This window comes from Streptomyces sp. NPDC058051, assembly GCF_042885475.1.
In the GTDB taxonomy this organism is placed as follows: Bacteria; Actinomycetota; Actinomycetes; order Streptomycetales; family Streptomycetaceae; genus Streptomyces.
On sequence record NZ_JBHVRW010000019.1, the window covers coordinates 139,959 to 165,241 of the forward strand.

Below are 25,283 nucleotides of genomic sequence, written 5' to 3' on the forward strand. Positions count from 1 at the left end.
CGGATACGGCCTTCTTTGGGACGGGCAGGTGGGCGGGGGGCGGCAGAGAGGGTAGCGTGCGTAACGCGCCACCGGCGGTTGTTCTCGGCCGCGCGCCTATCGGCGATCCCGCAGAATGGATGGCAGAAGGTGCGCCCGAGGCAGGCACAACGGGTGTGGACGTCGACGCGGCCCCCAGGTCCGCTCCGCCCACAACCGTGATGGCCGAAATCGATGGATGTGCTGGCGCGCTCGTGAGACTGGCGTAGGAGAGAAGCGAGACCTGTGAGTGCTGCGACGACGCGAAGCCGTACCCGTACCCCTGTCCCCGACCGCCTGTGCGCCGAGGCGGTAGACCTCGCCCGCGCGGCGGCCGAGGAAGCGGCCGCGCCGGGGGTCGTCGGTGAGCATGTGGCCGTGGTCGCCGAGGGGGACCGGGTCGTCACGCACTTCTTCGAGTGCGAGGAGCCGGGCTACCGGGGCTGGCGCTGGGCGGTGACGGTCGCCCGGGCGTCCCGTGCGAAGAACGTCACCCTCGACGAGACAGTTCTGCTCCCCGGCAGCGACGCTCTCCTCGCCCCGGAGTGGGTGCCGTGGAGCGAGCGGCTGCGTCCCGGGGACATGGGGCCCGGCGATCTGCTGCCGACCGAGGCGGACGACATCCGCCTGGAACCCGGATACACCGGCGACGACGAGCCGCCGGCGAACTCCGCGCTCTCCGAGATGTCGGAGGAGATGGCCGACCTCGTCGACGCGGAGGACGCGGAGCTGACGACCCGCCCCGCGACGACGAGCCGGGGCTCGATCGCGGCGCTCGCCGAGGAGCTCGGCATGCGGCGGGCGCGCGTGCTGTCGCGGTACGGACTGCATACGGCGGCCGACCGGTGGGACGAGGCGTTCGGCGCGAAGACGCCGATGGCCCAGGCGGCTCCGGCCTCGTGCGTCACCTGCGCGTTCCTGGTGCCGTTGGCGGGTTCGCTGAGGCAGGCGTTCGGGGTGTGCGCGAACGAGTTCGGTCCGGCGGACGGGCATGTGGTGTCGCTGTCGTACGGGTGCGGTGGGCATTCGGAGGCGGCGGTGATGCCGAAGCCGCCGAAGCCGGCGCCGCACGCGCTGGACACGATGCAGGCGGACGAGTATCCGTTGCGCCCGGCTCGGGACTCGGGCTCGGTCCCGACGGAAACGGACGGCACGACGGAGGACCTCGGCCACTCCTGAGGCGGGGCGCGGTGGGCCTCGGTCACTCCTGGCACCCGGCCCGGACGGGCCGGGTGGTGCGCGGCGCGCCGGACCGCGGCGGCGTTCCGTGTGTGCCGTGTGCGCCGTTCCAGGGGGCGTGACAGCGGCTTCACGAGGGGCAGCGGGCCGGACGGCGGGGCGGGGCCACGATCCGTCCCAGGCGGGACGGAGCCGCGATTCGGTCCTGGCGGGGCCGAGCCGCGATGCGGCCCCGGACACCGGACGGAGCCGCCCGCGCCCGTCCAGCGGCCTCCCCGGCCCGTCCGCGCACACGCCCGCACCCGGCGCGCCCGCGCCCGTCCCGCGACTCCCCCGCCCTTCCACGGGCGCGCCCGCGCCCGGCGCACCCGGCGCGCCCGTGCCCGTCCGGTGGTCGAGACAGAGCCGGGACGGTGTGCGCGATACGGCAGAATCCGGCCCGGTCGAGGGCAACCCGGGGCCGCCCCTGCGCGGAGTGCCGTTCACGGCGCCCCGCCCGGCGAGAGGACCCGGTACCTTCGGGCGCACACTGGCGGCACGGACAACGCGTAACCCGAAAGAGCGGAGTCAGAGCGTGAGCATGAATGCGACCGAGGGGGCCGACCCGTTCGGGACCGCACGGCTGCGACGCGGCGTGCTCGACTCCTGGGGCGCCGGCCCCGCCAGGTTCCGTGAGGACGCCAACGCCGAGGAGGACCTCGCGCTCGGCGGCTACCGCGACCGCCTCGTCGTCGAGCTGGCCCAGAACGCCGCCGACGCCGCCGCCCGCGCGCAGGTTCCCGGCCGCCTCCGCCTCACCCTTCACCCGGCGACCGCGAACTCCCCGGCCGTGCTCGCCGCCGCCAACACCGGCGCCGCCCTCGACGCCACCGGTGTGGAGTCGCTCTCCACCCTGCGCGCCTCCGCCAAGCGCGAGGGGCACGAGGGGGCCGTCGGCCGGTTCGGCGTCGGCTTCGCCGCCGTGCTCGCGGTGAGCGACGAGCCCGCCGTCGTCGGCCGCCACGGCGGCGTCCGCTGGTCCCTCGCCGAGGCCCGCGACCTCGCCGCGGCGGCGGCCGTGGCCAGCCCCGGCCTCGGCGACGAGCTCCGCCGCCGCGACGGCCACGTCCCCCTGCTGAGGCTCCCGCTGCCCGCCGAGGGCACCGCGCCCGACGGCTACGACACCGTCGTCGTCCTCCCGCTGCGCGACGGCGGCGCCGAGGACCTCGTGGTCCGGCTGCTCGACGCGGTCGACGACGCGCTCCTGCTCACCCTGCGCGGCATCAGCGAGATCGTGATCGAAACGCCTGGCACCGTAAGGACGTTGAGCCGCTCGCAGCACGGCCCGTACACCCACGTCGAGGACTCCGCGCGCGGTACGCACCGCTGGCGCACCGCCACCCACCACGGCCCCGTCGAGCCCGCCCTGCTGGCCGACCGGCCCCGCGAGGAACGGCTGCGCCCCCACTGGTCGGTCACCTGGGCGGTTCCGGTGGACGCGGAGGGCGCCCCGGTGCGTCCCCGTACCGCCCCCGTCGTCCACGCGCCGACCCCCACCGACGAACCCCTCGGCATCCCCGCCCTGCTCATCGCGTCGCTGCCGCTCGACACCACCCGCCGCCACCCCGCACCGGGGCCGCTCACCGACTTCCTGGTGCAGCGCGCGGCCGACGCGTACGCGGAACTGCTCGCCGACTGGCAACCGGTGTCCGTCGACACCATCGACCTCGTTCCCGGGCCGCTCGGCAAGGGCGCGCTGGACGGTGCGCTGCGCGGCGCGATCCTGGAGCGGCTGCCGCGTGTCGCGTTCCTGGCGCCCGCCGTCCCGCGCGACGCCGGCACGGAGACGGACCGGTGGGCCGGCTGGGACGCGGACGGCATCCGCGAGAGCGCCACCACCGCGCTGCGGCCCCTGGAGGCCGAGGTGCTGGAAGGGGTGGGCGCCGAGACCGTACGGGTGCTCGCCGAGGTCCTGCCGTGCCTGCTGCCCGCCGGGCTCGAACGCCGCAGCGAACTGCGCACCCTCGGCATCGCCCGCGTCCCGCTGACCGAGGCGATCGACCGTCTCGCCGGTCTGGAGCGCGACCCCGGCTGGTGGCGGCGGCTGTACGACGGCCTGTCGGGCATCGACCCGGACCGCCTCTCCGGCCTGCCGGTCCCGCTCGCCGGCACGCCCCGGGCGCGGGACTCCGAGGCCCCGGCCACCCCCCGCACGGCCCTCGGACCCCGCCAGGTCCTCCTCCCGCTCCCGGACGCGCTCACCGGCCCCGTCCTGGAACGTCTCGCCAGGCTCGGGCTGAAGGTCGCGCACCCGGACGCCGCCCATCCGCTGCTGGAGAAGCTGGGCGCCCTGCCCGCCACGCCGCGTGCCGTGCTGACGACCCCGCAGGTGCGGGCCGCCGTCGCCGGATCGCTGGACGCGGGCGAGATCTGGGACGAGGACGCGCTGGACGCCGACGAGCTCGCGGACACCGTCCTCACCCTCGTGCGCGACGCCGATCTGGCACCCGGCGACGAACCCTGGCTGGGCGCGCTCGCCCTGCCCGACGAGGACGGCGAACCCGCCCCCGCCGGTGAACTCGTGCTGCCCGGAAGCCCGTTCGCGGCCATCATGCGGGAGGGCGAACTGGCGCTCTGCGACCGCGAACTGACCGACCGCTGGGGCGAGCAGCCGCTCACCGCCTGCGGGGTGCTCGCCACCTTCGCACTCGTGCGCGCCACCGACGTCGTCCTGGACCCGGACGAACTGGAGCCCCGGGAGGGCGACTTCGCCGAGCCGGACGACGCCGGGCTGCTCGACGCCGTGGACGTGTGGTGCGAGGACGTCCTCGACCAACTGCCCGACAGCCCTGTGCCGCCGGTCGCCACCGAGCTCGTCGCCGTCCGCGATCTGGACCTCGTCGACGACGACGCCTGGCCGCAGGCGCTCGCACTGCTCGCCCGGCCGCCGCTGCGCGACGCGCTGACCCAGCCGGTGCGGGTGCTGCTGCCCGACGGCACGACCCGGTCCGTGCGCCCCTACACGGCCTGGTGGCTGCGCGACCACCCCGTGCTCGACGGCCGCCGCCCGGCCGGTCTGCGGGCCGCGTCCGGCGACCCGCGGCTGACCGGACTGTACGACTCCGCCGACGCGACCGGCTTCGACGACGCCCAGGTGCTGCGCGCCCTCGGCGTCCGCACGTCCGTGTCCGCACTCCTCGACGAGCCCGGCGGCGCCGCCGAACTCCTCGGCCGGCTCGCGGACGAGGACCGTGCGGTCGGCCCCGAGCAACTGCACTCCCTGTACACGGCACTGGCCGACCTCGATCCCGAACAGGTCACGCTGCCCGACGCGCTGCGGGCCGTGGTCGACGGCGAGGTCCGGGTCGTCGACGCGGCGGACGCCCTGATCGCGGACGCCCCCGATCTGCTGCCGCTCACCGACGGGCTCCCGCTGCTCCCGGTCGCCCCGACGCGCGCGGCCGACCTGGCCGAGCTGTTCCAGGTACGGCGGCTCGGCGAGAACGTCGAGGCGGAGGTGACGACGGACGGCGAGGAGCACCGCGTACCGCATGCGGTACGGGTACTGCTGGGCGCCGGAACCCCGGACACGTACGTCGAGCACGGCGAACTGCGCGCGGGAGGCGTCGAACTGGACTGGCGCCGCGCCCCCGACGGCACCGTGCACGCCGCCACGCTGGAAGGCGTCGCGGCCGGGCTGGCCTGGGCCGCGGGGCAGTGGCCGCGCCGCTTCGAGGTCGCGGCGCTGCTGGAGGACCCGTCCCGTACGGAGGAGCTGGCCCGGGACCGCTGGTTCGACTGAGCCTCGCCGCACGCGGGCACCGAAAGCGGAAATCTTCGCAATAAATTCAGCTCCGTGCACAACCCTTCACATATGTCGCGGGTCTGGCCTGTCGAGTCAGCAGACTCACCAGACCACTTGAGCCCCGCCCGGGTCGTATCACGTGCTCGCGGGGCCTTTCTCCACTGGGGAAACACATGCGTATTCGTGCCACCGTTGCCGCCGCATCCGGCGCCCTGGCTCTGTCCGCTCTGGCCGTCCCGGCCGCCCACGCGGGCGACCACTCCGCGCATCTGCACAAGCCGACGTCGGCCGCCGAGGTGTTCGGCACCGCCGCCACGGGCTCGTCGAAGGCCCGCGCGGCAGCCGCCGCGGCCACGGCGGAGCCCGTCATCTCGAAGGTCGTCGTCAACGGCGGCAAGAACATCGTCCTGGGCACCACGGACCCCAGGACGATCTCCGTCTCGGTCACCGCGTCGCACGCCTCCGGTGTCGTCGACGCCTACGCCGACCTGTGGCACGGCACGGACCCGTCCTCGGAGGACACCCTGGACGGGGCGATCCTGCCGAACGAGGACGCGGCGAAGTGCACCAAGGTCAACGCGACGACCTCGACCTGCAAGCTGACCTTCACGGTCTACCCGCGCTACGACCTGTACAAGAACGCCCTGGCCGGCACCTGGCACGTCTCCGCGGGCGCCCTCGCCGGCAACAACACCGATGTCGCCTACACCGACTTCTACGGCACCGCCCGCGTGCAGCGCCTGTCGAAGCTGACGGTGAACGCCGCTCCGGAGCCCGTGAAGAAGGGCAAGACGATCACGGTCACCGGCAAGCTGTCGCGGGCGAACTGGGAGGACCACAAGTACCACGGCTACACCGTGCAGCCGGTGAAGCTCCAGTTCCGCAAGAAGACCAGCTCCACCTACACCACGGTCAAGACGATCAAGACGAACAGCACGGGCAACCTGAAGACGACCGTCAAGGCGTCGGTCGACGGCTACTGGCGCTACAGCTTCGCCGGTACGTCCACCACTCCGGCCGTCACGACCGCGGGCGACTTCGTCGACGTGCGGTGACCCGTGTGAAGTGACTCGCGTGCAGTGACCCGCGCGAGGCAACCCGCGCGAGGTAACCCGTGTGGGTACCGCGCGCGGGAGTCACCTCACACAGGGAAGCGGCGGCCGACCAGTCGCCAGGCGTACTCCAGGCCGGCCGCCGCCACCACCGCGATCCCCACCGCGGTCCACGGCATCGACGCTCCCACCAGCTTCAGCGCGAAGAAGTTCTGCAGCCACGGCACCACCAGCACGATCAGGAACGCCAGCCCCATCGCCACCACCAGGCAGATCCGCCACCAGGTGTACGGGCGGGCGATGATCGCCAGGACCCACATCGAGACCAGGAACAGCGTGAGCGTCGCCGCGCTGGTCTCCGCTTCCAGCGCCCCCGTACCGGAGTAGTGGTGCCGGGCGATCAGATAGGTCACGAAGGTGGCGACGGCCGCGATGACGCCCGACGGGATGGCGTACCGCATGACCCGGCGCACGAAGTGCGGATGGGCCCGTTCCTTGTTGGGCGCGAGGGCCAGGAAGAACGCCGGGATGCCGATCGTCAGCGTCGACAGCAGCGTCAGGTGGCGCGGCAGGAACGGGTAGTCGACCTGGAAGCAGACCACCAGGACCGCCAGCAGTACCGAGTAGACGGTCTTGGTCAGGAACAGGGTGGCGACCCGGGTGATGTTGCCGATCACCCGGCGGCCCTCCGCGACGACGGACGGCAGCGTCGCGAAGCTGTTGTTGAGCAGCACGATCTGGGCGACGGCCCGGGTCGCCTCGGAACCCGAGCCCATGGAGACGCCGATGTCGGCGTCCTTCAGCGCCAGCACGTCGTTGACGCCGTCGCCGGTCATCGCGACGGTGTGGCCGCGGGACTGGAGCGCGCCGACCATGTTCCGCTTCTGCTGCGGGGTGACCCGGCCGAAGACCGCGTTCTCCTCGACCGCCGTGGCCATGTCGTCCGGGTCGGTGGGCAGCCGGCGGGCGTCCAGGGTGTTCTCCGCGCCCGGCAGGCCGAGCTTTCCGGCGACCGCCCCGACAGAGACCGCGTTGTCGCCGGAGATGACCTTCGCGGCGACCCGCTGGTCGGCGAAGTAGGCCAGCGTCTCCCCGGCGTCGGGCCGCAGCCGCTGCTCCAGGACGATCAGCGCGCTCGGCACGGCCCCGGTGGCGATGTCCGGCCCTTCGAGTCCGCCCTGCGCGCGGGCCAGCAGCAGCACCCGCAGCCCCTGCTCGTTGAGCTGCTCGATCTCGGTGAGGGCCGGGTCCTGCTCGGGCAGCAGCACGTCGGGGGCGCCCAGCAGCCAGACCGACGCCCGGCCGCCGCCCTCGTCGAACGCGGCGCCGCTGTACTTGCGGGCCGAGGAGAACGGCAGCGACTGCGTGCACCGCCACTCCTCCCCGTCCGGGTAGGCGTCGACGATGGCCTGGAGGCTGGCGTTGGGCCGGGGGTCGGACGCGCCGAGCGCGCCCAGCACCCGCCGTACGTACGTGTCCTCCGCACCGCCCAGCGCCCGCACCTCGGTGACGTCCATGCCACCCTCGGTGAGGGTTCCGGTCTTGTCCAGGCAGACGACGTCGACCCGGGCCAGGCCCTCGATGGCGGGGAGCTCCTGCACCAGGCACTGCTGGCGGCCCAGCCGTACGACCCCGATCGCGAAGGCGACCGAGGTGAGCAGCACCAGGCCCTCCGGGATCATCGGGACGATACCGCCGACGGTCCTGGCGACCGACCCCTTGAAGTCGTTGTCCTTGACGACGAGCTGGCTGATGATCAAGCCGATCGCGGTCGGCACCATCATCCAGGTGACGTACTTGAGGATGGTGGAGATACCGGTGCGCAGCTCTGACTGGACGAGGGTGAAGCGGGACGCCTCCTCGGCGAGCTGCGCGGCGTAGGCCTCGCGGCCCACCTTGGTCGCGGCGAACGAGCCGCCTCCCGCGACGACGAAGCTCCCGGACATGACGGGGTCGCCGGGCTGCTTCACCACCGGGTCGGCCTCGCCGGTGAGCAGTGACTCGTCGATCTCCAGGCTGTCGGCCTCGGCGACCGTGCCGTCCACGACGACCTTGTCGCCGGGGCCCAGCTCGATGAGGTCGCCGAGAACGATCTCGGAGGTGGAGATCTCGGCCGAGACCCCGTCGCGCCGCACCGTCGGTTTCGCCTCGCCGATGACGGCGAGGCTGTCGAGGGTCTTCTTGGCCCGCCACTCCTGGACGATGCCGATGCCGGTGTTGGCGATGATCACGAAGCCGAAGAGGCTGTCCTGGATCGGCGCGACGAACAGCATGATCAGCCAGAGCACGCCGATGATCAGGTTGAACCGGGTGAAGACGTTCGCGCGGACGATCTCGGCGACCGAACGGGACGAGCGGACGGGCACGTCGTTGACCTCGCCGCGGGCGATCCGTTCGGCGACCTCCGCCGAGGTCAGTCCCCGGGTGTTCGCGGCCGGTGCCGGCAGCTGCACCGGGTGGACCGGGTCGAGCTCGGCCCCGGCGTCGATCATGGACCGTTCCGAGTGGCCGGTGGTGCCGGATGCCTCGGGGGTGTGCTCGCCGAACGAATGGGGTGCCCGCTGCGTCATGGTTCCGACGGTACGGGTGGATCGCCCGATTCACCCACTGGGGGGTCCGAAGATCAGACCGTGGGAGGAGGGGAATGGTCCTCCGGCAGTACGCGGACGCCGGTGCGCGTGGCGTAAGGCGGTGCGCGTGGAGTCGGGCTGCGGTGCCGTGCTGTGGTGCCGAGCCGTGGCGTCAGGCCGTGGTGCCGGGCCCGTCCTCGGTGTCCTTCCGGGCTCCGGGCGCTGTGGCGTCGGACCCCGGGGCCCCGGCCGGCTGCTCCGCCGCTGTGGCCGCCGCCGTGTCCGCAGCCGCCGCGGCCCGCTTGATCGCCGCGTCGCGCCCCCGTACGTACCAGATGCCGATCAGGCCGAGCCCCGCACCGGCCAGGCAGGTCCACAGCCACCACAGGTGGTTGTGGTCGTCGAACCAGCCGTAGAACGGCAACTGGACCAGGAAGAGGACGAACCAGAGGATCGTGCCGCCGGTGATGGTGGCGACGACGGGCCCCTCCAGGGGCTCGGGTGCCTCGTGCTTCGGTGTCCACTTCGCCATGACCTCAGTGTATGGGCCCACCCGAGACCCCCTCCGCTGCCCCGTAAAGACGGCATACATAAAGACGGAGAGGCCAGGCGGCCCAAGGGTCTACGCGCGGAGATAGCGATCTTCGCCTTATGTATTCATACTGAATCTGCTTGCGGCTGGCTCGAATTATTCGTGTGAAAGCCCAAAGTTGACCACTTTTAACCCCCCTACGCATCACTGAGGTCATACATGTCCCCCTCGGCCACCGCTTCGGTCGACTCCGCGCAGTCTTCGGCTCCTGGGCCGAACAACGGCATGGATCGTTTCTTCAAGATCTCCGAGCGGGGGTCGTCGGTCGCGCGCGAGATCCGCGGCGGATTCGCCACGTTCTTTGCGATGGCGTACATCATCGTCCTCAACCCGATCATTCTCGGCAGCGCGAAGGATATGTACGGGCATCAGCTCGACGGCGGCCAGCTGGTCACCGCCACCGTGCTGACCGCCGCGTTCTCCACGCTCCTGATGGGTGTCATCGGCAATGTGCCGATCGCGCTGGCCGCCGGACTCGGCGTCAACACCGTCGTGGCCCTCCAGCTCGCCCCCAGGATGAGCTGGCCGGACGCGATGGGCATGGTCGTCCTCGCGGGCATCGTGGTGATGCTGCTGGTCGCGACCGGGCTGCGTGAACGCGTGATGAACGCGGTACCCGCCTCGCTCCGCAAGGGCATCTCGATGGGGATCGGCCTCTTCGTCCTGCTCGTCGGCCTGGTGGACTCGGGCTTCGTCTCGCGCATCCCAGACGCCGCGCAGACCACGGTCCCGCTCCAGCTCGGCGGCGACGGTCACCTCAACGGCTGGCCGGTCCTGATCTTCGTCCTCGGCGCGCTGCTCACCCTCGCGCTGATCGTCCGCAAGGTGCCGGGCGCGATCCTGATCTCGATCGTCGCCATGACCGTCGTCGCGCTGATCGTCGACGCGGTCGCCGATCTGCCGGCCGGGGCCTGGGGCCTCACCGTTCCGCAGTGGCCGGGCAATCCGGTGGCCGGTCCCGACTTCGGGCTGATCGGCCATGCCAGTCTGTTCGGCGGCTTCGGCAAGGTCGGTGTGCTCACCGGCATCCTGTTCGTCTTCACCGTGCTGCTGTCCTGCTTCTTCGACGCGATGGGCACCATCCTCGGTGTCGGCGACGAGGCGAAGCTGACGGACAAGGACGGCAACTTCCCCGGCATCAACAAGGTGCTGTTCGTGGACGGCGTCGCGGTCGCCGCGGGCGGAGCGAGCTCCTCCTCCGCGAGCACCTGCTTCGTGGAGTCCACGGCGGGTGTGGGTGAGGGAGCCCGCACCGGCCTCGCGAGCGTCGTGACGGGTCTGCTGTTCACGGTGGCGCTGTTCCTGACGCCGCTGGCGACCATGGTGCCGTCGCAGGCGGCCACCCCGGCCCTGTTGGCGGTCGGCTTCCTGATCGTCGCCAGCTCGGTCCGGGACGTGGACTGGAGCGACTACACGCTCGCGATCCCGGCCTTCCTGGCCATGGTGATGATGCCGTTCACGTACTCGATCACCAACGGCATCGGCATCGGCTTCATCGCCTTCTGCGTGCTGCGCGTGGCGGCCGGGCGTCGGCGCGAGGTGCCCCTGGCCATGTACGTGGTGTCGGCGGTCTTCGTCTTCTACTACGCGATGCCGGCCCTCGGCCTCACGTGACCTCTTCGGCCCTGATCCCCGCGGCTCCCTTCGAACCGTAGAACTTCTCCGTCTCGTCGACGGCCGCCTTGAAGCGCTCGTCGAAGTCATCGCGAATGAGCGTCCGGACGACATAGTCCTGGACGCTCATTCCGCGTTTGGCGGCATGCTGCCGTAGCCGGTCGAGCAGCTCACCGTCTATCCGCAGGCTGAGCACAGTCGATCCCATGGCAAGCAGGGTTACGGCCCGGACGGCCGACGCGCGTCACTTTCCGGTACCGACTCACTCGATTGGGTGATCGATGGGGGCGAGGTGGCCCTCGCGCGTGTAACACGAATGGTCTTTAGAGTAGGTAATGAGTTACGCTAATAAACATGCCTGACCTGATCCACGACGGCGACAGTGCGGCCGCCGTGAGCTCCCTTCGTGCCGCCGTGATGCTGCTCGGCCGGCGCCTGAAGCACCAGCGTGTCGACGAGTCACTGAGCCCCACCGAGATGTCGGTGCTCGGCACACTCGCGCGTTGCGGTTCGGCCACGCCCGGTGAGCTGGCCCGCAAGGAGCACGTGCAGCCTCCGTCGATGACGCGCATCGTCGCGCTGCTGGAAGCAAAGGGACTGGTCAGACTGGAACCGCACCCCGACGACCGTCGCCAGAAGATGGTCAGCCAGACGGAACAGGCGGAGGCCATGCTCGAAGAGAGCCGATCCAAACGGAACGCCTGGCTGACCTCCCTCGCCGAGGGTCTGGACGAGGAGGAGTGGGAGACGCTGCGCAAGGCGGCGCCCGTGCTGGAGAAGCTCGCCCACCTGTAGCGGGGCCGGCCGCGCCGTCCACAGCCGGCGCGGCGACACCACCGCCGCACCTCGTCAGCCAGCGAATGTATACGCCCGAGGAGGCGAACCCTTTTGAGTACGGGATCCGGAGCAGACTCCGCCCCCGCACCGACTTCCACCCACGAGAGCAAGACCGGCGGGACCTTCTCGTCGCTGAAGATCCGTAACTACCGCCTGTTCGCCACGGGCGCCGTGATCTCCAACACCGGTACCTGGATGTCCCGCATCACGCAGGACTGGCTCGTCCTGAGCCTCACCGGGTCCGCCACCGCCGTCGGCGTCACCACGGCCCTCCAGTTCCTTCCGATGCTTCTCTTCGGCCTGTACGGCGGCGTCATCGCCGACCGCCTCCCGAAGCGGAAGCTCCTCCTCGTCAGCCAGGCGGCGCTCGGCCTGTGCGGGATCGCCCTCGCGGTGCTCACGCTCTCCGGTGTCGTCCAGGTGTGGCACGTGTACTTCATCGCGTTCCTGCTCGGCATGGTGACGGTCGTCGACAACCCGGCCCGCCAGACGTTCGTCTCCGAGATGGTCGGCCCGGCCCAGCTGCGGAACGCGGTCAGTCTCAACTCGGCGAACTTCCAGTCCGCCCGGCTCATCGGCCCCGCCGTCGCGGGTGTCCTGATCACCACCGTCGGCAGCGGTTGGGCCTTCATGTTCAACGGCCTGTCCTTCACGGCCCCGCTCATCGGCCTGATGCTGATGCGTCCGAGCGAGCTGCACAAGGCCACGGTCGTCCCGCGCGCCAAGGGGCAGCTGCGGGAGGGCCTGCGCTATGTCTCCGGGCGCCCCGAGCTGATCTGGCCGATCGTCCTGGTCGGCTTCGTCGGCACGTTCGGGTTCAACTTCCCGATCTGGCTCACGGCCTTCGCGGACGAGATCTTCCACGGCGGCGCCGGGATGTACTCGTTCTTCAACATCCTCATGGCGGCCGGCTCCCTCGCCGGCGCCCTGCTCGCCGCCCGCCGCCGCTCCTCGCGGCTGCGGATGCTGGTGGCCGCGGGCACGGCGTTCGGTCTGCTGGAGATCATCGCCTCCCTGTCGCCGTCCGTCTGGCTCTTCGCGATCCTGCTGGTCCCCATCGGCATGATCGGCCTGACGACCAACATCAGCGCGAACACGACCGTCCAGATGGCCTCCGACCCGGCGATGCGCGGCCGGGTCATGAGCCTGTACATGATGGTCTTCGCCGGCGGGACGCCGGTCGGCGCCCCGATCGTCGGCTGGATCAGCGACACGTACGGGGTGCGCACGGGCATGGCGGTCGGTGGCGCGTTCTCCCTGCTGGCCGCACTCGCCGTCGGCTTCGTGCTGGCCCGCGCGGGCGGCCTCCGCCTCAAGGTCGACCTCCGCCCCGGCCGGCCCCATGTGCGCTTCGTCCCGCGCGAGGAACTGGCCACGGCGGCCTGAGCGGCCTGAGCGGCCTGAGCGGCCTGATCCGGGTCTGACGCCGACGTGCCAGGGCCCCGACCGGTGGACACCGGTCGGGGCCCTGACATGCGTGGGGCCGCGTGTCAGTCGCGGGGGAACTCGCCGGTGCGGAGGACCAGACCCACCGGGGTGTCGGTCAGGTCGATGTCCGTGCCGAACAGCACGCTCAGCTTGGATCCGTACGTACCGTGCGCGACGTTCCGGAAGACATGACATTCGCCGGTGTACGGGTCGGCGATCAGATAGACCGGAACGCCGGCCGCGGCGTACGCGTCCTTCTTCGGCCCGTAGTCGTCCGCCGCGGTGCCCTTCGAGATCACCTCGGCCACGAACTCCACTCCCTCGAACAGCCAGTTCCCCTTGCTGTCCTTCGGGGCGTTCTCCTTCAGCGCCAGCACGTTCGCGGCGAACCCGTTGAGATGACCGGGGAAGTCGACCCGCACATCGGACTTCAGCCGTCGGCGCGGGTACGTGCCCCGAAGCTGCTCGAAGAGGCCGGCGATGATGTCCCAGTGGGTGTCCCGCTGCGGTGACAGGAAGATGTTTCCCCCGACGATCTCGGTCATGAATCCCTCGGGGACGGGCATCTTTTCGAGCCACTCGAACATGGAGTCCAGAGTCCGCTCGTCGCCTTCTGCGGCCATCTCGATCCTGTCGCTCGCTACGACGGTCACAGCGGCGCTCCTCCCCGCTGCCACACAGGCGCGCGGACAGCCGCGTAGTACAACGATACGTACGGGGCCCGGGACACGCCGTCACGGTGCGACACTCGGCCCATGAGCAGCCTCAGACTCTTCGTCGCGGTCGTGCCGCCCGACCGCGCGGTCCAGGAACTGCACCGTGCCGTGGAACCGCTGCGCTCGCTGCCCGGGGCCGGGAAGCTGCGCTGGACCGGCACGCCCGGCTGGCACTTCACACTCGCGTTCCTCGGGGCCGTGGACGAGGACGTACTGCCCGAGCTGGGTGAGCGTCTCGCACGGGCGGCGCACCGTACCGAACCCTTCCCGCTGTGCGTCCACGGCGCCGGCCGGTTCGGCGGGCGGGTCCTGTGGGCGGGGGCCGCGGGGGCGATCGGCACGTTGCGGCTCCTCGCCGAACGCGCCGACGCCGCCGCCCGCCGCGCCGGCATCCCGATGGAGGAGCACCGCCGCTACCACGCGCACCTCACCCTCGCCCGCAGCCGCACCGACGTCGACCTGCGCCCCTACGTCGAAGCACTCGCGGACTTCGAGGGCACGCCGTGGGAGGTCGGCGAGCTCGCCCTCGTACGCAGCAACCTGCCGGGCGGCGGGGTGCCGGGCGAGCGGCCGCGGTACGAGACGATCGCATCCTGGCCGCTGAGCCACTGAGCGCTCCGGTTACGCTCGAAGGGTGGATCCGAAGACCAGAAACCGCGTCATGGCCGCCGTGCTCGTGTTGATGTTCGTCGTCGTCGCCGTGGCAGCCGCCGTCGGGCAGTGACGCGGGCAGTGACGTGTGCGGCGGTGGCCGGTGACGGGGCGTGCGCGGCGTAGGTCCGCGACGGGACGGGAGGCCACCGGGGTTCCCGGGGGCGTACGCCCTCCCGAGGCCCGAGCGGGCCGCCGCTCCCGTCCCCGCTTCCGCCCCGGCTCCCGAAGCGCAAGCGGGCCGCCGTCGCCCTCGCCCCGACGGTGCGGGGAGGGGCGGCGGCGGCCCGTGCCTGTGGGGCGGACGGCCTGTCAGGCCGTCGTCGTCACCAGGCGAACGCCTCCGGCGAAGGACCCGGACCGGGGAAGATCTCGTCCAGCGCCGTCAGCAGCTCCTCGGAGAGGTCCAGCTCCAGCGCCCGCAGCGCCGAGTCCAGCTGTTCCCGGTTGCGCGGTCCGACGATCGGTCCCGTCACTCCCGGCCGGGTGAGCAGCCACGCGAGGCCGACCTCACCCGGCTCCAGACCGTGCTTGTCGAGCAGGTCCTCGTACGCCTGGATCTTCGCGCGCTGCGAGGAGTCGTTCAGCGTCTCCGCGCTGCGGCCGGTGGTCGAACGCCCCGCCGCGCCCGCGCGCTCCTTCTTCAGCGCGCCGCCCAGCAGACCGCCGTGCAGCGGGGACCACGGGATGACGCCGAGGCCGTACTCCTGCGCGGCCGGGATGACCTCCATCTCGGCGCGGCGTTCCATCAGGTTGTAGATGCACTGCTCGCTGACCAGGCCCAGCGAGCCGCGCCGGGCGGCCAGCTCGTTGGCCTGGGCGATCTTGTAACCGGCGAAGTTCGACGAACCCGCGTAGAGGATCTTGCCCTGCTGGACCAGGACGTCGATCGCCTGCCAGATCTCGTCGAAGGGGGTGTTCCGGTCGACGTGGTGGAACTGGTAGAGGTCGATGTAGTCCGTCTGGAGCCGCTTCAGCGACGCGTCGACCGAGCGCCGGATGTTCACGGCGGAGAGCTTGTCGTGGTTGGGCCAGGCTTCGCCGTCGGCGCCCATGTTCCCGTACATCTTGGTGGCCAGGACCACCTTGTCGCGGCGTTCGCCGCCCTTGGCGAACCAGGTGCCGATGATCTCCTCGGTGCGGCCCTTGTTCTCGCCCCAGCCGTAGACGTTCGCGGTGTCGAAGAAGTTCAGACCCGTGTCCAGCGCCGCGTCCATGATGGCGTGGCTGTCCACCTCATTGGTCTGCGGGCCGAAGTTCATGGTGCCGAGGACGAGGCGGCTGACCTTGAGTCCGGTGCGTCCGAGCTGCGTGTACTTCATGGTCACCAAGCCAACGCCTTCGAGTCCGCTCGAAGCAAGAGCGGCCCGGAACGCGCCCTGCCCCCGGCGGGTGCCGGGGGCAGGGCGCGTATGTGTGTCCGCTGCGGACCGTACGTCTCAGGCGGTCACTTCAGGTACACGATGCCGTCGGTGGTGACCGTCGGGCGGCCGGACGTGGCCACGACGACGATCTTGATCGTGTGCTTGGCGCTGCTGGACCAGCTCTTCGTCCACAGGGCGTCGCGGTACTTGGTGGTGCTGGACTTCAGGTCCACCGTCGACACCTTCACGCCGTCCACGTAGACGTACACCTGGCCCGAGGTCGCGGCCCTGGAGGCCACCAGGGCGACCGAGCGGCCGGTGAACGTCCAGCTCAGGCTGGCGTTCTTCGACGAGCTGGAGTACGACTTGCCGCCGAGGTAGCTGGACGAGGACTTCGTCGTCCAGGTGCCCTTCTTCGTCGCCGAGCTCTCCTGGACGATGACCGGCGTGCCGGAGACCGACGCGGCGGCGGTGTTGCCCGCCCGGTCGTACGCCGTCATGGCCCACTTGGTGGCCACACCGGACTTCGCGGTGTGCGAGGCGCTGGTGGTCGTCGGGCCGTACGTCTTGGCGACCGGGGCGGTGAGCCTGACCTCCTTGAGCGAGGCGGTGTCGGTGGCCTTCCACTTCAGGGTGAGGGGGACGGCCGTGGTGTTCACCGTGCCGGTGCGCAGGGTCAGGTTCGGCTTGGTGGTGAAGGCGGGTGCCGTCTGGTCGGCGACGACGGTGGCCGCGGCGGAGGTGGTGACCTTGCCCGACTGGTGGGTGGCGCGGACCTGGACCTTGTGGGAGCCGACGGCGAGGGTCGCCTTGGCGGAGGTGGCGGTGCCCGCGGTGGTGGCGACGGACTTGCCGTCGACGAGCAGTTCGTGCTTGGAGATGAACGCGCTCGGGGTGGTGGCCGACCAGCCCACGGTGACCGCGGACTTGGCGTAGTACGTGGTGCCCGAGAGCCCGGCACCGGTCACCGACTTGACGGCCAGTCCGGTGACGGGGCCCGCGGCGAGGCTGCGGATCGCGGGCAGCTGCCCGTACAGCTTGAGGCCGGGGCACTGGGTGTTGAAGCCGTCGCGGTGGCCGGAGATCTGGTTGAAGGTGTACTTCGTACCGGCGGTGAAGGACTTCCCGAAGTTGTTGCCACCCGTGGCGCCCGCGGTGAGCAGCGTGGTGCCCGCCGGGTCGCCCTTGTACTGGCCGAGCTTCCACGCGGCGATCCGGGCCACCGAGGTGGTCACCGCACTCGGGGCGGCCGTGTCCGTGTAGGTGCCGAGGACCGCGATGCCGGCCGACTCCCGGTTGAAGCCGTAGGTGTGCGCGCCGAGGACCGGCCGGTCCACCCCGCCCTTACGGCCCTCGAAGATCGTCCCGCACTTGTCGACCAGGAAGTTGTAGCCGATGTCCTTCCAGCCTTCGCTCTTGACGTGGTACGCGTACACGCTGCGTACGACCGCCGCGGAATCGGCGCACGAGTAGCTGTTGGTCCCGGCGGTGTGGTGGACGAAGACGGCCTTGACGGTGGTGTTGTACTCCGGCGCCTCCGGGCTCATCGACTCGTCGGCGCCCCAGCCCGCACGCGAGGTCATGGGCGGCTTGGGCACGGTCGACGCCGGCGCGGGCGGCAGCGTGTCGGTCGGGGACGCACTCGGGGAGGCGGAGGGGCTCTGGCTCACCGGGGGAGTGGTCGGCGCCGTGGCCGTGTCCGACGGGCTCGGTGACGCCGTGCCGGACGGGGTGGTGTCGGCGGCCGGCTCCGTGGTGTCGCTCGGAGCCGGTGTCTCGGGCGCGGCCGGGTCCGACGGGTCGGCGGAGGGATCCTCCGTCGCGTCGGCGTCGGGAGCGTCGGCGGCGGGGGCGTCGGCTGCGAAAGCGGCCGGGTCCGCGTTCAGGGTGCCGTTCCGGCCCGGATCCACGGTGTCCAGCCGCAGTCCCGCGGGCAGTTTCGTGGAGACCGTGCCGCCCGCGTTGATCCGTACCTCGACGCCGTTGGACGGGCCCACCCAGCGCGGCTCGGTGCTGCCGCGTACGCCGGACCGGCCGGTCTCCGTGCGCCCGTCGACATCGGTTTCGAGCGGCAGCCAGGACGACCAGTTCCCGTCGGCGGCGGACCTGGTCCGCACCTCCACGGTCCCGGTGACCTTGACCGCCGGGTCGGTCCAGGTGATGCCCAGCATGCTGAACGGCTTGGCGTCCCGCTTGCCGAGGGCCGCGGACGTGCCGCCGTCGGCGACCTTCAGCGCGGTCGCGTCCACCCGGGCGTCGGTGGAGCCGGACTTGGCGTCGGCGTCCACCGAGGGGTTGCCCGTCACCCCCTCGAAGACCAGGACACCCGCCACAGCGGACGTGGCCAGGGCGGCCGTGACCCAGGTTCTCTTCTTCGCTCTCACGTCGTACCCCACGGATCGTGTCGGACATCGGTTTCGTCAGGCACTGCGTCCGGCGACTGCACTGGCTCATGACGAGACCGGTGGGGGTACGAGTGCTGTCGCGCTTACAGTGAGCACACAGCTTGCCATGCCGGTCCGCCCCATGGGCCCCTGCCCCGTCCTCGTGGCCCCCGGGCGTCGCGCGTCACGCCTCCGTCCACGGCCGGGCAAACCGGTCCAGCGCCGCGAGCACCGCCCGGCTCGTCGCCCTGCCGCCCAGATGCCCCGCACCGTCGATCACGGTCAGTTCCGCGTCCGGCCACGCCTTCACGAGCTCCCACGCGGTGATCAGCGGCCCGCCCAGATCGGACCGTCCGTGCACCAGCACGCCCGGAATACCCGCCAACCTCCCCGCGTCCCGGATCAGTTGCCCCTCCTCCAGCCAGGCGCCGTGGGAGAAGTAGTGCGAGCAGATCCGCACCAGCGCCTGCTGTGCCCGGCCGGGCCGCCCGCTGTACGGCGGCGGTCCGGTGTACGCCTCCTGGGAGAGCACCGCGTCCTCCCAGGCGCACCAGTCGGCCGTCGCCCTCTCCCGCACCCCGGCGTCAGGGCTCTCCATCCGCCGGGCGTACGCGGCGAGGACGTCCGGCGTGGCGTCCCCCACGGCCTCCGGCACCCCGGCCCGGAACAGGTCCCACGCCTCGGGGAAGATCCGTCCGACACCCCGGTACAGCCAGTCGATCTCGCTGCGCCGGGTCGTCGTGACCGCCGGGATCACGATCTCCGAGACCCGCTCCGGGTGCTGTTCGGCGTACGCGAGGATCAGCGTCGAGCCCCAGGACCCGCCGTACAGAAGCCAGTGGTCGATCCCGAGGCGTACACGCAGGCGCTCCATGTCGGCGATCAGCCGGTCGGTCGTGTTGGCGCGCATGTCGGCGGCCGGGTCGCTCGCGTGCGGAGTGGATCGTCCGCAGCCCCGCTGGTCGAAGAGGACCACGCGGTAGCGGTCCGGGTCGAAGTACTGCCGGGGCCGCTCGGTGCACCCCGACCCCGGGCCTCCGTGCACGACGAGTGCGGGTTTGCCGGCCGGGTTGCCGCACACCTCCCAGTACACGAGGTTGCCCTCCCCGACATCGAGCATGCCGTGTTCGTACGGTTCGATCGGCGGGTACTTCTCGTCGGGCTCACGGTCCATGGCGGCGGCTGCCCCTCGTCTCTGCGGGTCTTCGTGGCGGTGGCTCTTCGCGGGTCTTCGCGGTTCTTCGTGGGTCTTCGTGGGGGTGGAGCTTCGAGCCCGTGGGGCGCCGGAGCGAGGGGCCCTCGGGGCATTCGGGCAAAGACGTCAGCGTACGGCGGGCGTAGCCTGAGCGCTGTGAATTCCGCACCCCGGGTACTGGCCGTACTCGACGACCTGCTCACCGCCGCCACCCGTGACGACCGCGGCGCCCTGTGGCAACTGGCCGAACAGGGAAGGGAGTTGGATGCCAATCTGGTCCGCCTTCCGTCCGGCGCGGAGGTCGGTGGGCATCAGGAGGATGTCCTGGACGTCCTGCTCGTCGTCATCGCGGGTGGCGGCCGGGTCGTCACCGCGGACGGTGACTCGCTGACCCTGACCCCGACCACGGTTGTCTGGCTGCCGCGCACGTCCCGCCGTGCGCTGGCCGCGGGACCGGACGGCCTGGCCTATGTGACCGTCCACCGCCGGCGCCCCGGCCTGACCATCAAGCCCCCGGCCGTGTCGCCCCCGGCCGCGTCCCCGGTCGTGCCCCCGGTGGCGTACGAGGGCGGTGAGGCGCCCTGCATGCTGGACCGGGTCTGCTCCGCGTGCGGCCGGCTCTCGCAGGATCCGGAGCCGGTGTTCTGCAGCCGGTGCGGGGAGCGGTTCGCCGGCCTCTGAGCCGCCTGAGGCGCCCGCCGCCCCGTTCCCGCGCCCGCTCCCGTACCGGTGGCGGCACCGCCGTCAATAGCTCGCATACAGAGATAAAATGGGCACATGGTGGCGGGTGATCTCCCTGAGGAGTTCGCCGGACTTCTGCCCCGCATCCAGAGGCTCGCCCGGCGGCGGCTGCGGAGCGGCCTGCCGACGCCCCGGCTGCGCGGGGCGCATGCCGAACTGCTGCGGCTGGTGGCCGACGGGCCCGGTATCCGCGTCTCCGTGGCCGCGCACGGCCTCTGTCTGGCACCCAACTCGGTCAGCACCCTGGTGAACCACCTCGTCGCCGAAGGGCTGCTGCGGCGGGAGAGGGATCCCGGCGACGGGCGGGCCGCGCTGCTGTACCCGACCCCCGCGGGGGTCGGGAAGCTGCTCGACTGGCACGCCCGCCGCGAGGCTCTCTTCCGCGAACACCTGGCCGGGCTGGACGCGGACGACCGGGCGGCACTCGTCGCCGCACTCCCGGCCCTGCACCGGCTCGCCGACTCGCTGCGCGAAGCCGACTCGCTGCGCGAAGCCGACTCGCTGCGCGAAGCCGACTCGCTGCGCGAAGCCGACTCGCTGCGCGAAGAGGAGAAGACCCCGTGACCACGGAAACCGCTCCCGCCCTCAGCTGCACCGGTCTGACCTACAGCTTCGGCGACGCGAAGGCCGTCGACGGCCTGGACCTGCTGGTCGGCCAGGGGGAGGTGTTCGGCCTCCTGGGGCCCAACGGCGCGGGCAAGACCACCACGATGCGCGCGATCACCACACTCCTGCCCGTGCCGCCCGGCGTCATCGAGGTGTTCGGCCACGACGCGGCCCGGAACAGGATGGCCGTACGGCGCCTGCTCGGCTACGTACCGCAGCAGTTGTCGGCCGACGCGAGCCTCACCGGCCGGGAGAACGTCCAGCTCTTCGCCCGCGTCTACGACGTGCCGCGCCGCGAGCGGGCCGCGCGGGTCTCCCAGGCGCTGGACGCGGTCGGCCTCGGCGATGTCGCGCACCGGCTCGCCGCCACGTACTCCGGCGGCATGGTCCGCCGGCTCGAACTCGCGCAGGCCCTGGTCGCCGCCCCCCGGCTGATGATCCTGGACGAGCCGACCATCGGCCTGGACCCCATCGCGCGGGACAGTGTCTGGGACCGCATCACCGACATACGCCTCGGCACCGGCATGACCGTGCTGGTCACCACCCACTCCATGGACGAGGCCGACCAGCGCTGCGACCGGCTCGCGCTGATGCACCTCGGCAGACTCCGCGCGTCCGGCACCCCCGCCCAGCTCAAGAGCGAGCTCGTCGCCCACCGTCGGAGCACGGGCGCGACGGACCTTCCGACACCGTCCCTGGAGGACGTCTTCCGCTACCACTCCGGAAGCGGACTGAACGACCCCGGCTCGGCTTCCGACTCCCGTTCCGACCACAGGAAAGGAGCGTTCCGAGATGTCCGCCGTACCCGTCGCACCGCATCCCGCCTCGGCTGAGCCCGGCCCGGTGGAACAGCGGTTCGCCCTGCTGCTGACCCCGCCCCCGCCTCGCACCGGCTGGCGCGTCGTACCGGCGAGAGTGGCCGCGATGTGCGTCGTCGAGATGCAGAAGCTGCGTCACGACCGCACCGAGATCTACACCCGCGCCGTCCAGCCCGCGCTCTGGCTGCTGATCTTCGGCGTGACGTTCTCCCGTATCCACGCCATTCCCACCGGCGGCGTCCCCTATCTCGACTTCCTCGCACCCGGCATCATCGCCCAGTCCGCCATGTTCATCGCGATCTTCTACGGCATCATGATCATCTGGGAGCGGGACTCGGGCGTCCTCACCAAACTCATGGTCACACCGACGCCCCGGACCGCTCTGGTGACCGGAAAGGCCTTCGCCGCCGGAGTGAAGGCCACGATCCAGGCAGCGGTCGTCCTCGTGATCGCCGCGCTGATCGGTGTCGGCATGACCTGGAACCCGTTGCGGCTGCTCGGCGTCGTCGTGGTGGTCGTTCTCGCCTCGGCGTTCTTCTCCTGCCTGTCGATGTCGATAGCCGGGATCGTCCTGACCCGCGACCGTTTGATGGGCATCGGCCAGGCCATCACCATGCCGCTGTTCTTCGCGTCCAACGCGCTCTACCCGGTCGCCCTGATGCCCGGCTGGCTCCAGGCCGTCAGCAAGGTGAACCCGCTGAGTTACGAGGTCGACGCCTTGCGCGGACTGCTCATCGGCACCCGGGCGGACCTCGGTCTCGACTTCGGGGTCCTCGCCTTTGCGGCACTGGCCGGTATCGTCGCCGCCGGTTCGCTGCTGGGCCGCCTCGCCCGCTGATTCCCCGCTCGCTGCGACGGTGGTCCCGCCGGTGACGGCAGCGGATGAAGCGACCTCATCGTGCGGCGTACGAGGGGAAGTTGACCCGCCGGGTCGCAGCGGCGCTCGTTAGGCTGTCGGTATGAGTGACGTGTATGCCGTGGACCTTGCCCTGGACATCCGGGCCTCCGTGCCGGGCTCCGTGCTCGCCGAGCTGCGATGGCACCTCGGCATCGAGGGCGGAGAGGCCGCCCCGGACGGCATGTACCCCCTGCTGGCGGCGCGGGGGCCCGCAGTGCGCATCGGCGGGCTCCTGGTCGGCGAGCTGGCCCGGACGGACGACGGGTGGTCGCTGACGGCACGTCAGGAAGTGCATGAGGAAGTCATCGCCGAACTCGACTCGCTGGCCGAACGGCTTGTCCGGCATTCCGGCACCGAGGGGGTCGTCGGGCAGATCCGCTTCTACGAGGAATACGTCCCCGAACTCCTGATCAACAGGGCCGGTGAGCTGGTGAAGATGTCCTTGGTGCCGACGGCAGGGCAGATCTGACGTCACCGGAATTCATCTGCCGCCAGATCGCTCCGGATGACACCGAACGACGTCACCTGATGGCAGGTGGCGTTCCGTGTACGCGGTTGCCTCTACCGGCGACCGATACCGGCGTCATCCGCCCAGCGCGTCTTCATCGATGGTCGGTGTGACGTGCAGGACAGCTTCCGCGTTTGCGATCATGCGGCCGATTTCAATGGGAAGGTGCTGGAATTCTTCCATCACCACGTCGTAGGGCTCCGCCTGATACGTCTTCCCGTCGAGTCCCCTGGCTGCGACGAGGTAGCGGTAACCGACCGGTGAGCCGGGGTCGTCGGCCTTCTTCCATACGGCCCCGCGACGCCGTACGAGCAGGTCACCGAGGTACGACGTCAGATCCGTGTGGAGCGCGATCCAGTCCGACTGCTCGAATTCGTCCAACGGCAGGCGGTCCACATAGTTCTGGAGGCCCGGCAGAAGCGCCAACGGGTCCGCCGCGTACTGCTCGGGCCCCACGCCGAGCACGGTCGCCAGACCGATGGCGTTGGCGTGCGCACCCTCCGTCCACTCACGGACCTCGGCGTCCGCGGCGTCCGGGGTGTTGCTCTGCGACATTCTGTGTGGCCCTTCGGTCGATCCGGAGCGATCCTACTTCGTCTTCGGCGACGGATCCCACTGCTCCTACTTGGGTGAGGGACCGTATTCCAGGAATATGATCTTCGCTTCCTTGAGATAGTTGCGAAGTTCCGCCGAGGGGCCCGCATGGGTGAACGACCAGCGCGGGTCATAGCCGGGATCCATATTCCTCAGGGCGATGTCCTTGTGGATCTGCTCCTTGATGTGTGCGCTGAGCGGGACCTCGTTCTTGATCGTCTGGTGCGTGCCGTCCTTGAGCGTGAGGGTGCGGTAGGGGCCGTACGTCTTGACCTCGACAGCGACCGTACGCCCGTCGGGCATGTCGACGGGAACGTCGACCTTCCTGCCGCCACTCGCGGTTACGGGGTAGCGCGAACCTTCGCTCGTGGGGACCGGGTAGTGCCGCTCGGGGCCGCCTCCCCACATCTGGCGATGGAATTCCTCACCGCGTTCCCAACGGGTGCGGACGTCGCGCGTATTGCGGACGTCCCTCAGCGTGAGAGGGCCGTCCGCGGGGAGGAGAGCGGGCCGTGAATAGTCCGGTTCGTGCCCCGCGTAGGGGTCGTCGGAACCGGGCTTCGGGTCGGGATCCACCGCGTCCGGCTGGTCGTCCGCCGGGTTCGGGCCGTCGGCGTCGTCGGTGTGCGCGGGTCCGTCGTCGTGGCCTGTCCCGTCGCCGTGCTCGCCGGGCGCATCGTCGGTTCCGCGGCCCGCGCCGTCGGTCGCGTCGTCACCGGCGCGCCCCAGGTCGTCGACGTTGCCTGCGCCGGGTGTCTCGGGAAGGCGCGGCAGGGTGTCCGTCGTGGATCCGCCCGGCCCGCCGTGACCGGGGGCGGGGCCGGTGTCGGGCCCGTCCGCGACTCGGGAGGGTGGCGGCAGGTGGTCGGCGACCTGTCCGGCCGGGACATGGCTGCTCGGGGGCAACGTGGTGTCTCCGGCATGGGCGCTCGGGAGGTTGTCGCCCGCGTGTCCGCCGGGGAGGTTGTCGCCGACGTGCGGGGTGGTGCTGCCCGGGACGTCGTCGCCGACGCGGCCGATGTCGCCGAGGTCGGTGTCGAGGCTGTTGCCGAGGTGAACGGCCTGGTCGGGGCTGGTGGCGGCGTGGGCGGCGTTGTCGGCGGTGTGGGCGCCCGCGCCGACGAGGGCGGGTTCCCTGGTGGGGGAGGGGGTGTCGGTGTGGGGGGTGGTGGTGTCCGGGGTGTCGGTGTGGGGGGTGGTGGGGGTGGCTTCGACGGGTGCGTCCTTGGCGTGCTGGACGATGTCGCCGTTGTGGTCGAGGAGGTTGCCGTCGTGGTCGAAGTACTGGACGGGTGTATCGGCGTGGGTGGGTAGTTTCGTGGTGTTCTCGGGCAGGACGGGGACGTCGTCGGGGAGTTTGACGTTGCCGTCGGGGAGCTTGATCCCGCCGTCGGGGACGGCTGCGCCGTCAGGGAGGTGGATCGTGCCGTCGGGGAGTTTGAAGGAGCCCTCGGGGAGGGTGATCGCGTTGTCGGGGAGGGTGGGGATCTCGATGTTGCCGATGCCCTTGAGGCCCTTGGTGATGTCGCCGATCTTGGAGAGGCCGGCTCCGGCGCCTTTGGCGATGTAGGTCATCGGGTCGATGACCTTGCCGGCCTTTCCGGCGACGGAGAGGACCTTGGCGACGGCTCCGGCTTTCCCGGCTCCGGCGGCGGCGCCGCCGGCACCGCCGGTGAAGACGGTGGTCAGGACGTTGAAGGTGACGGCTCCGGCGGCCCGGCCGGGGTTCTTGCC

20 protein-coding genes and 1 pseudogene are annotated in these 25,283 nt (G+C 71.1%); 12 read left to right on the top strand and 9 right to left on the bottom strand.

Going from position 1 to position 25,283, the window contains the following annotated elements; translation table 11 throughout:
• Positions 1 to 264: 264 nt before the first annotated feature.
• The 3 genes from ACFVUT_RS26845 (at position 265) to ACFVUT_RS26855 (ending at position 6,036) form a co-directional block, all read left to right on the top strand.
• A complete protein-coding gene (locus ACFVUT_RS26845) occupies positions 265 to 1,197 on the top strand; it encodes a DUF3027 domain-containing protein (RefSeq protein ID WP_389654689.1) in 933 nt (310 codons plus the stop codon).
• A gap of 580 nt (positions 1,198 to 1,777) precedes the next feature.
• A complete protein-coding gene (locus ACFVUT_RS26850; RefSeq protein WP_389654924.1) occupies positions 1,778 to 4,978 on the top strand; it encodes a sacsin N-terminal ATP-binding-like domain-containing protein in 3,201 nt (1,066 codons plus the stop codon).
• A gap of 176 nt (positions 4,979 to 5,154) precedes the next feature.
• Positions 5,155 to 6,036: a DUF5707 domain-containing protein gene (locus ACFVUT_RS26855; protein ID WP_389654687.1), complete on the top strand. Its 882-nt coding sequence runs from the start codon at positions 5,155 to 5,157 to the stop codon at positions 6,034 to 6,036.
• Positions 6,037 to 6,122: 86 nt separating this feature from the next.
• Here the strand turns inward: ACFVUT_RS26855 and ACFVUT_RS26860 are convergent, their stop codons facing one another.
• Both ACFVUT_RS26860 and ACFVUT_RS26865 read right to left on the bottom strand, forming a co-directional pair.
• Positions 6,123 to 8,603, bottom strand: a complete 2,481-nt coding sequence (locus ACFVUT_RS26860) for an HAD-IC family P-type ATPase (protein WP_389654685.1) — start codon at positions 8,601 to 8,603, stop codon at positions 6,123 to 6,125.
• A 172-nt stretch (positions 8,604 to 8,775) separates the two neighbouring features.
• On the bottom strand, positions 8,776 to 9,135 hold the full coding sequence (locus ACFVUT_RS26865; RefSeq protein WP_389654683.1) for a DUF2530 domain-containing protein: 360 nt from the start codon (positions 9,133 to 9,135) through the stop codon (positions 8,776 to 8,778).
• A 219-nt stretch (positions 9,136 to 9,354) separates the two neighbouring features.
• On the opposite strand from ACFVUT_RS26865, the gene ACFVUT_RS26870 reads away from it, so the two are divergent.
• Positions 9,355 to 10,809: an NCS2 family permease gene (locus tag ACFVUT_RS26870; RefSeq protein ID WP_389654681.1), complete on the top strand. Its 1,455-nt coding sequence runs from the start codon at positions 9,355 to 9,357 to the stop codon at positions 10,807 to 10,809.
• Here ACFVUT_RS26870 and ACFVUT_RS26875 read toward each other — a convergent pair.
• A complete protein-coding gene (locus tag ACFVUT_RS26875) occupies positions 10,802 to 11,017 on the bottom strand; it encodes a ribbon-helix-helix protein, CopG family (RefSeq protein ID WP_389654679.1) in 216 nt (71 codons plus the stop codon). The two genes, ACFVUT_RS26870 and ACFVUT_RS26875, sit on opposite strands and share 8 nt — an antisense overlap.
• Positions 11,018 to 11,163: 146 nt before the next feature.
• Between ACFVUT_RS26875 and ACFVUT_RS26880 the strand changes: the two genes are divergently transcribed.
• The gene (locus ACFVUT_RS26880) at positions 11,164 to 11,604 is read left to right on the top strand and encodes a MarR family winged helix-turn-helix transcriptional regulator (RefSeq protein ID WP_389654677.1); all 441 of its coding nucleotides are present in this window, start codon (positions 11,164 to 11,166) and stop codon (positions 11,602 to 11,604) included.
• 93 nt (positions 11,605 to 11,697) lie between these two features.
• Positions 11,698 to 13,032: an MFS transporter gene (locus ACFVUT_RS26885; RefSeq protein ID WP_389654675.1), complete on the top strand. Its 1,335-nt coding sequence runs from the start codon at positions 11,698 to 11,700 to the stop codon at positions 13,030 to 13,032.
• A gap of 104 nt (positions 13,033 to 13,136) precedes the next feature.
• On the opposite strand, the gene ACFVUT_RS26890 is transcribed toward ACFVUT_RS26885, so the two are convergent.
• Positions 13,137 to 13,697, bottom strand: a complete 561-nt coding sequence (locus tag ACFVUT_RS26890) for a Uma2 family endonuclease (RefSeq protein ID WP_389654922.1) — start codon at positions 13,695 to 13,697, stop codon at positions 13,137 to 13,139.
• 132 nt (positions 13,698 to 13,829) lie between these two features.
• Between ACFVUT_RS26890 and thpR the strand changes: the two genes are divergently transcribed.
• Positions 13,830 to 14,402, top strand: coding sequence for an RNA 2',3'-cyclic phosphodiesterase (gene thpR, locus ACFVUT_RS26895; protein WP_389654673.1), 573 nt, complete (start codon positions 13,830 to 13,832; stop codon positions 14,400 to 14,402).
• A 365-nt stretch (positions 14,403 to 14,767) separates the two neighbouring features.
• On the opposite strand, the gene ACFVUT_RS26900 is transcribed toward thpR, so the two are convergent.
• From ACFVUT_RS26900 to pip, 3 genes are all read right to left on the bottom strand, one after another.
• The gene (locus ACFVUT_RS26900) at positions 14,768 to 15,763 is read right to left on the bottom strand and encodes an aldo/keto reductase (protein WP_389654920.1); all 996 of its coding nucleotides are present in this window, start codon (positions 15,761 to 15,763) and stop codon (positions 14,768 to 14,770) included.
• 125 nt (positions 15,764 to 15,888) lie between these two features.
• A complete protein-coding gene (locus ACFVUT_RS26905; protein ID WP_389661112.1) occupies positions 15,889 to 18,189 on the bottom strand; it encodes an N-acetylmuramoyl-L-alanine amidase in 2,301 nt (766 codons plus the stop codon).
• 184 nt (positions 18,190 to 18,373) lie between these two features.
• On the bottom strand, positions 18,374 to 19,363 hold the full coding sequence (gene pip / locus ACFVUT_RS26910; RefSeq protein WP_389661114.1) for a prolyl aminopeptidase: 990 nt from the start codon (positions 19,361 to 19,363) through the stop codon (positions 18,374 to 18,376).
• A 177-nt stretch (positions 19,364 to 19,540) separates the two neighbouring features.
• On the opposite strand from pip, the gene ACFVUT_RS26915 reads away from it, so the two are divergent.
• The 5 genes from ACFVUT_RS26915 to ACFVUT_RS26935 all read left to right on the top strand — a co-directional run bounded on the left by ACFVUT_RS26915 (position 19,541) and on the right by ACFVUT_RS26935 (position 22,916).
• Positions 19,541 to 20,065: a hypothetical protein gene (locus tag ACFVUT_RS26915; RefSeq protein ID WP_389661116.1), complete on the top strand. Its 525-nt coding sequence runs from the start codon at positions 19,541 to 19,543 to the stop codon at positions 20,063 to 20,065.
• Positions 20,066 to 20,161: 96 nt separating this feature from the next.
• Complete coding sequence (locus ACFVUT_RS26920) at positions 20,162 to 20,689, top strand: MarR family winged helix-turn-helix transcriptional regulator (protein WP_389661118.1); 528 nt, start codon at positions 20,162 to 20,164, stop codon at positions 20,687 to 20,689.
• Entirely contained in the window at positions 20,686 to 21,564 is an 879-nt protein-coding gene (locus tag ACFVUT_RS26925) for an ABC transporter ATP-binding protein (RefSeq protein ID WP_389661120.1), read from the top strand. Before ACFVUT_RS26920 ends, ACFVUT_RS26925 begins: the two co-directional genes overlap by 4 nt.
• Entirely contained in the window at positions 21,524 to 22,387 is an 864-nt protein-coding gene (locus ACFVUT_RS26930) for an ABC transporter permease (protein WP_389661122.1), read from the top strand. The genes ACFVUT_RS26925 and ACFVUT_RS26930 overlap by 41 nt, the downstream gene beginning before the upstream one ends.
• A gap of 121 nt (positions 22,388 to 22,508) precedes the next feature.
• A complete protein-coding gene (locus ACFVUT_RS26935; protein ID WP_389661124.1) occupies positions 22,509 to 22,916 on the top strand; it encodes a hypothetical protein in 408 nt (135 codons plus the stop codon).
• 114 nt (positions 22,917 to 23,030) lie between these two features.
• Here the strand turns inward: ACFVUT_RS26935 and ACFVUT_RS26940 are convergent, their stop codons facing one another.
• Entirely contained in the window at positions 23,031 to 23,510 is a 480-nt protein-coding gene (locus ACFVUT_RS26940; RefSeq protein WP_389661126.1) for a hypothetical protein, read from the bottom strand.
• Positions 23,511 to 23,576: 66 nt separating this feature from the next.
• A pseudogene (locus tag ACFVUT_RS26945) lies at positions 23,577 to 25,283 on the bottom strand (hypothetical protein); the annotation flags it as partial.

Excerpts from the sequence above, each read along its gene's own strand:
- ACFVUT_RS26850 (WP_389654924.1), top strand. The coding sequence starts at position 1,778 with ATGAATGCGACCGAGGGGGCCGACCCGTTCGGGACCGCACGGCTGCGA.
- ACFVUT_RS26855 (WP_389654687.1), top strand. The coding sequence starts at position 5,155 with ATGCGTATTCGTGCCACCGTTGCCGCCGCATCCGGCGCCCTGGCTCTG.
- ACFVUT_RS26860 (WP_389654685.1), bottom strand. The coding sequence starts at position 8,603 with ATGACGCAGCGGGCACCCCATTCGTTCGGCGAGCACACCCCCGAGGCA.
- ACFVUT_RS26865 (WP_389654683.1), bottom strand. The coding sequence starts at position 9,135 with ATGGCGAAGTGGACACCGAAGCACGAGGCACCCGAGCCCCTGGAGGGG.
- ACFVUT_RS26870 (WP_389654681.1), top strand. The coding sequence starts at position 9,355 with ATGTCCCCCTCGGCCACCGCTTCGGTCGACTCCGCGCAGTCTTCGGCT.
- ACFVUT_RS26875 (WP_389654679.1), bottom strand. The coding sequence starts at position 11,017 with ATGGGATCGACTGTGCTCAGCCTGCGGATAGACGGTGAGCTGCTCGAC.
- ACFVUT_RS26880 (WP_389654677.1), top strand. The coding sequence starts at position 11,164 with ATGCCTGACCTGATCCACGACGGCGACAGTGCGGCCGCCGTGAGCTCC.
- ACFVUT_RS26890 (WP_389654922.1), bottom strand. The coding sequence starts at position 13,697 with ATGGCCGCAGAAGGCGACGAGCGGACTCTGGACTCCATGTTCGAGTGG.
- thpR (WP_389654673.1), top strand. The coding sequence starts at position 13,830 with ATGAGCAGCCTCAGACTCTTCGTCGCGGTCGTGCCGCCCGACCGCGCG.
- ACFVUT_RS26900 (WP_389654920.1), bottom strand. The coding sequence starts at position 15,763 with ATGAAGTACACGCAGCTCGGACGCACCGGACTCAAGGTCAGCCGCCTC.
- pip (WP_389661114.1), bottom strand. The coding sequence starts at position 19,363 with ATGGACCGTGAGCCCGACGAGAAGTACCCGCCGATCGAACCGTACGAA.
- ACFVUT_RS26920 (WP_389661118.1), top strand. The coding sequence starts at position 20,162 with ATGGTGGCGGGTGATCTCCCTGAGGAGTTCGCCGGACTTCTGCCCCGC.
- ACFVUT_RS26930 (WP_389661122.1), top strand. The coding sequence starts at position 21,524 with ATGTCCGCCGTACCCGTCGCACCGCATCCCGCCTCGGCTGAGCCCGGC.
- ACFVUT_RS26935 (WP_389661124.1), top strand. The coding sequence starts at position 22,509 with ATGAGTGACGTGTATGCCGTGGACCTTGCCCTGGACATCCGGGCCTCC.
- ACFVUT_RS26940 (WP_389661126.1), bottom strand. The coding sequence starts at position 23,510 with ATGTCGCAGAGCAACACCCCGGACGCCGCGGACGCCGAGGTCCGTGAG.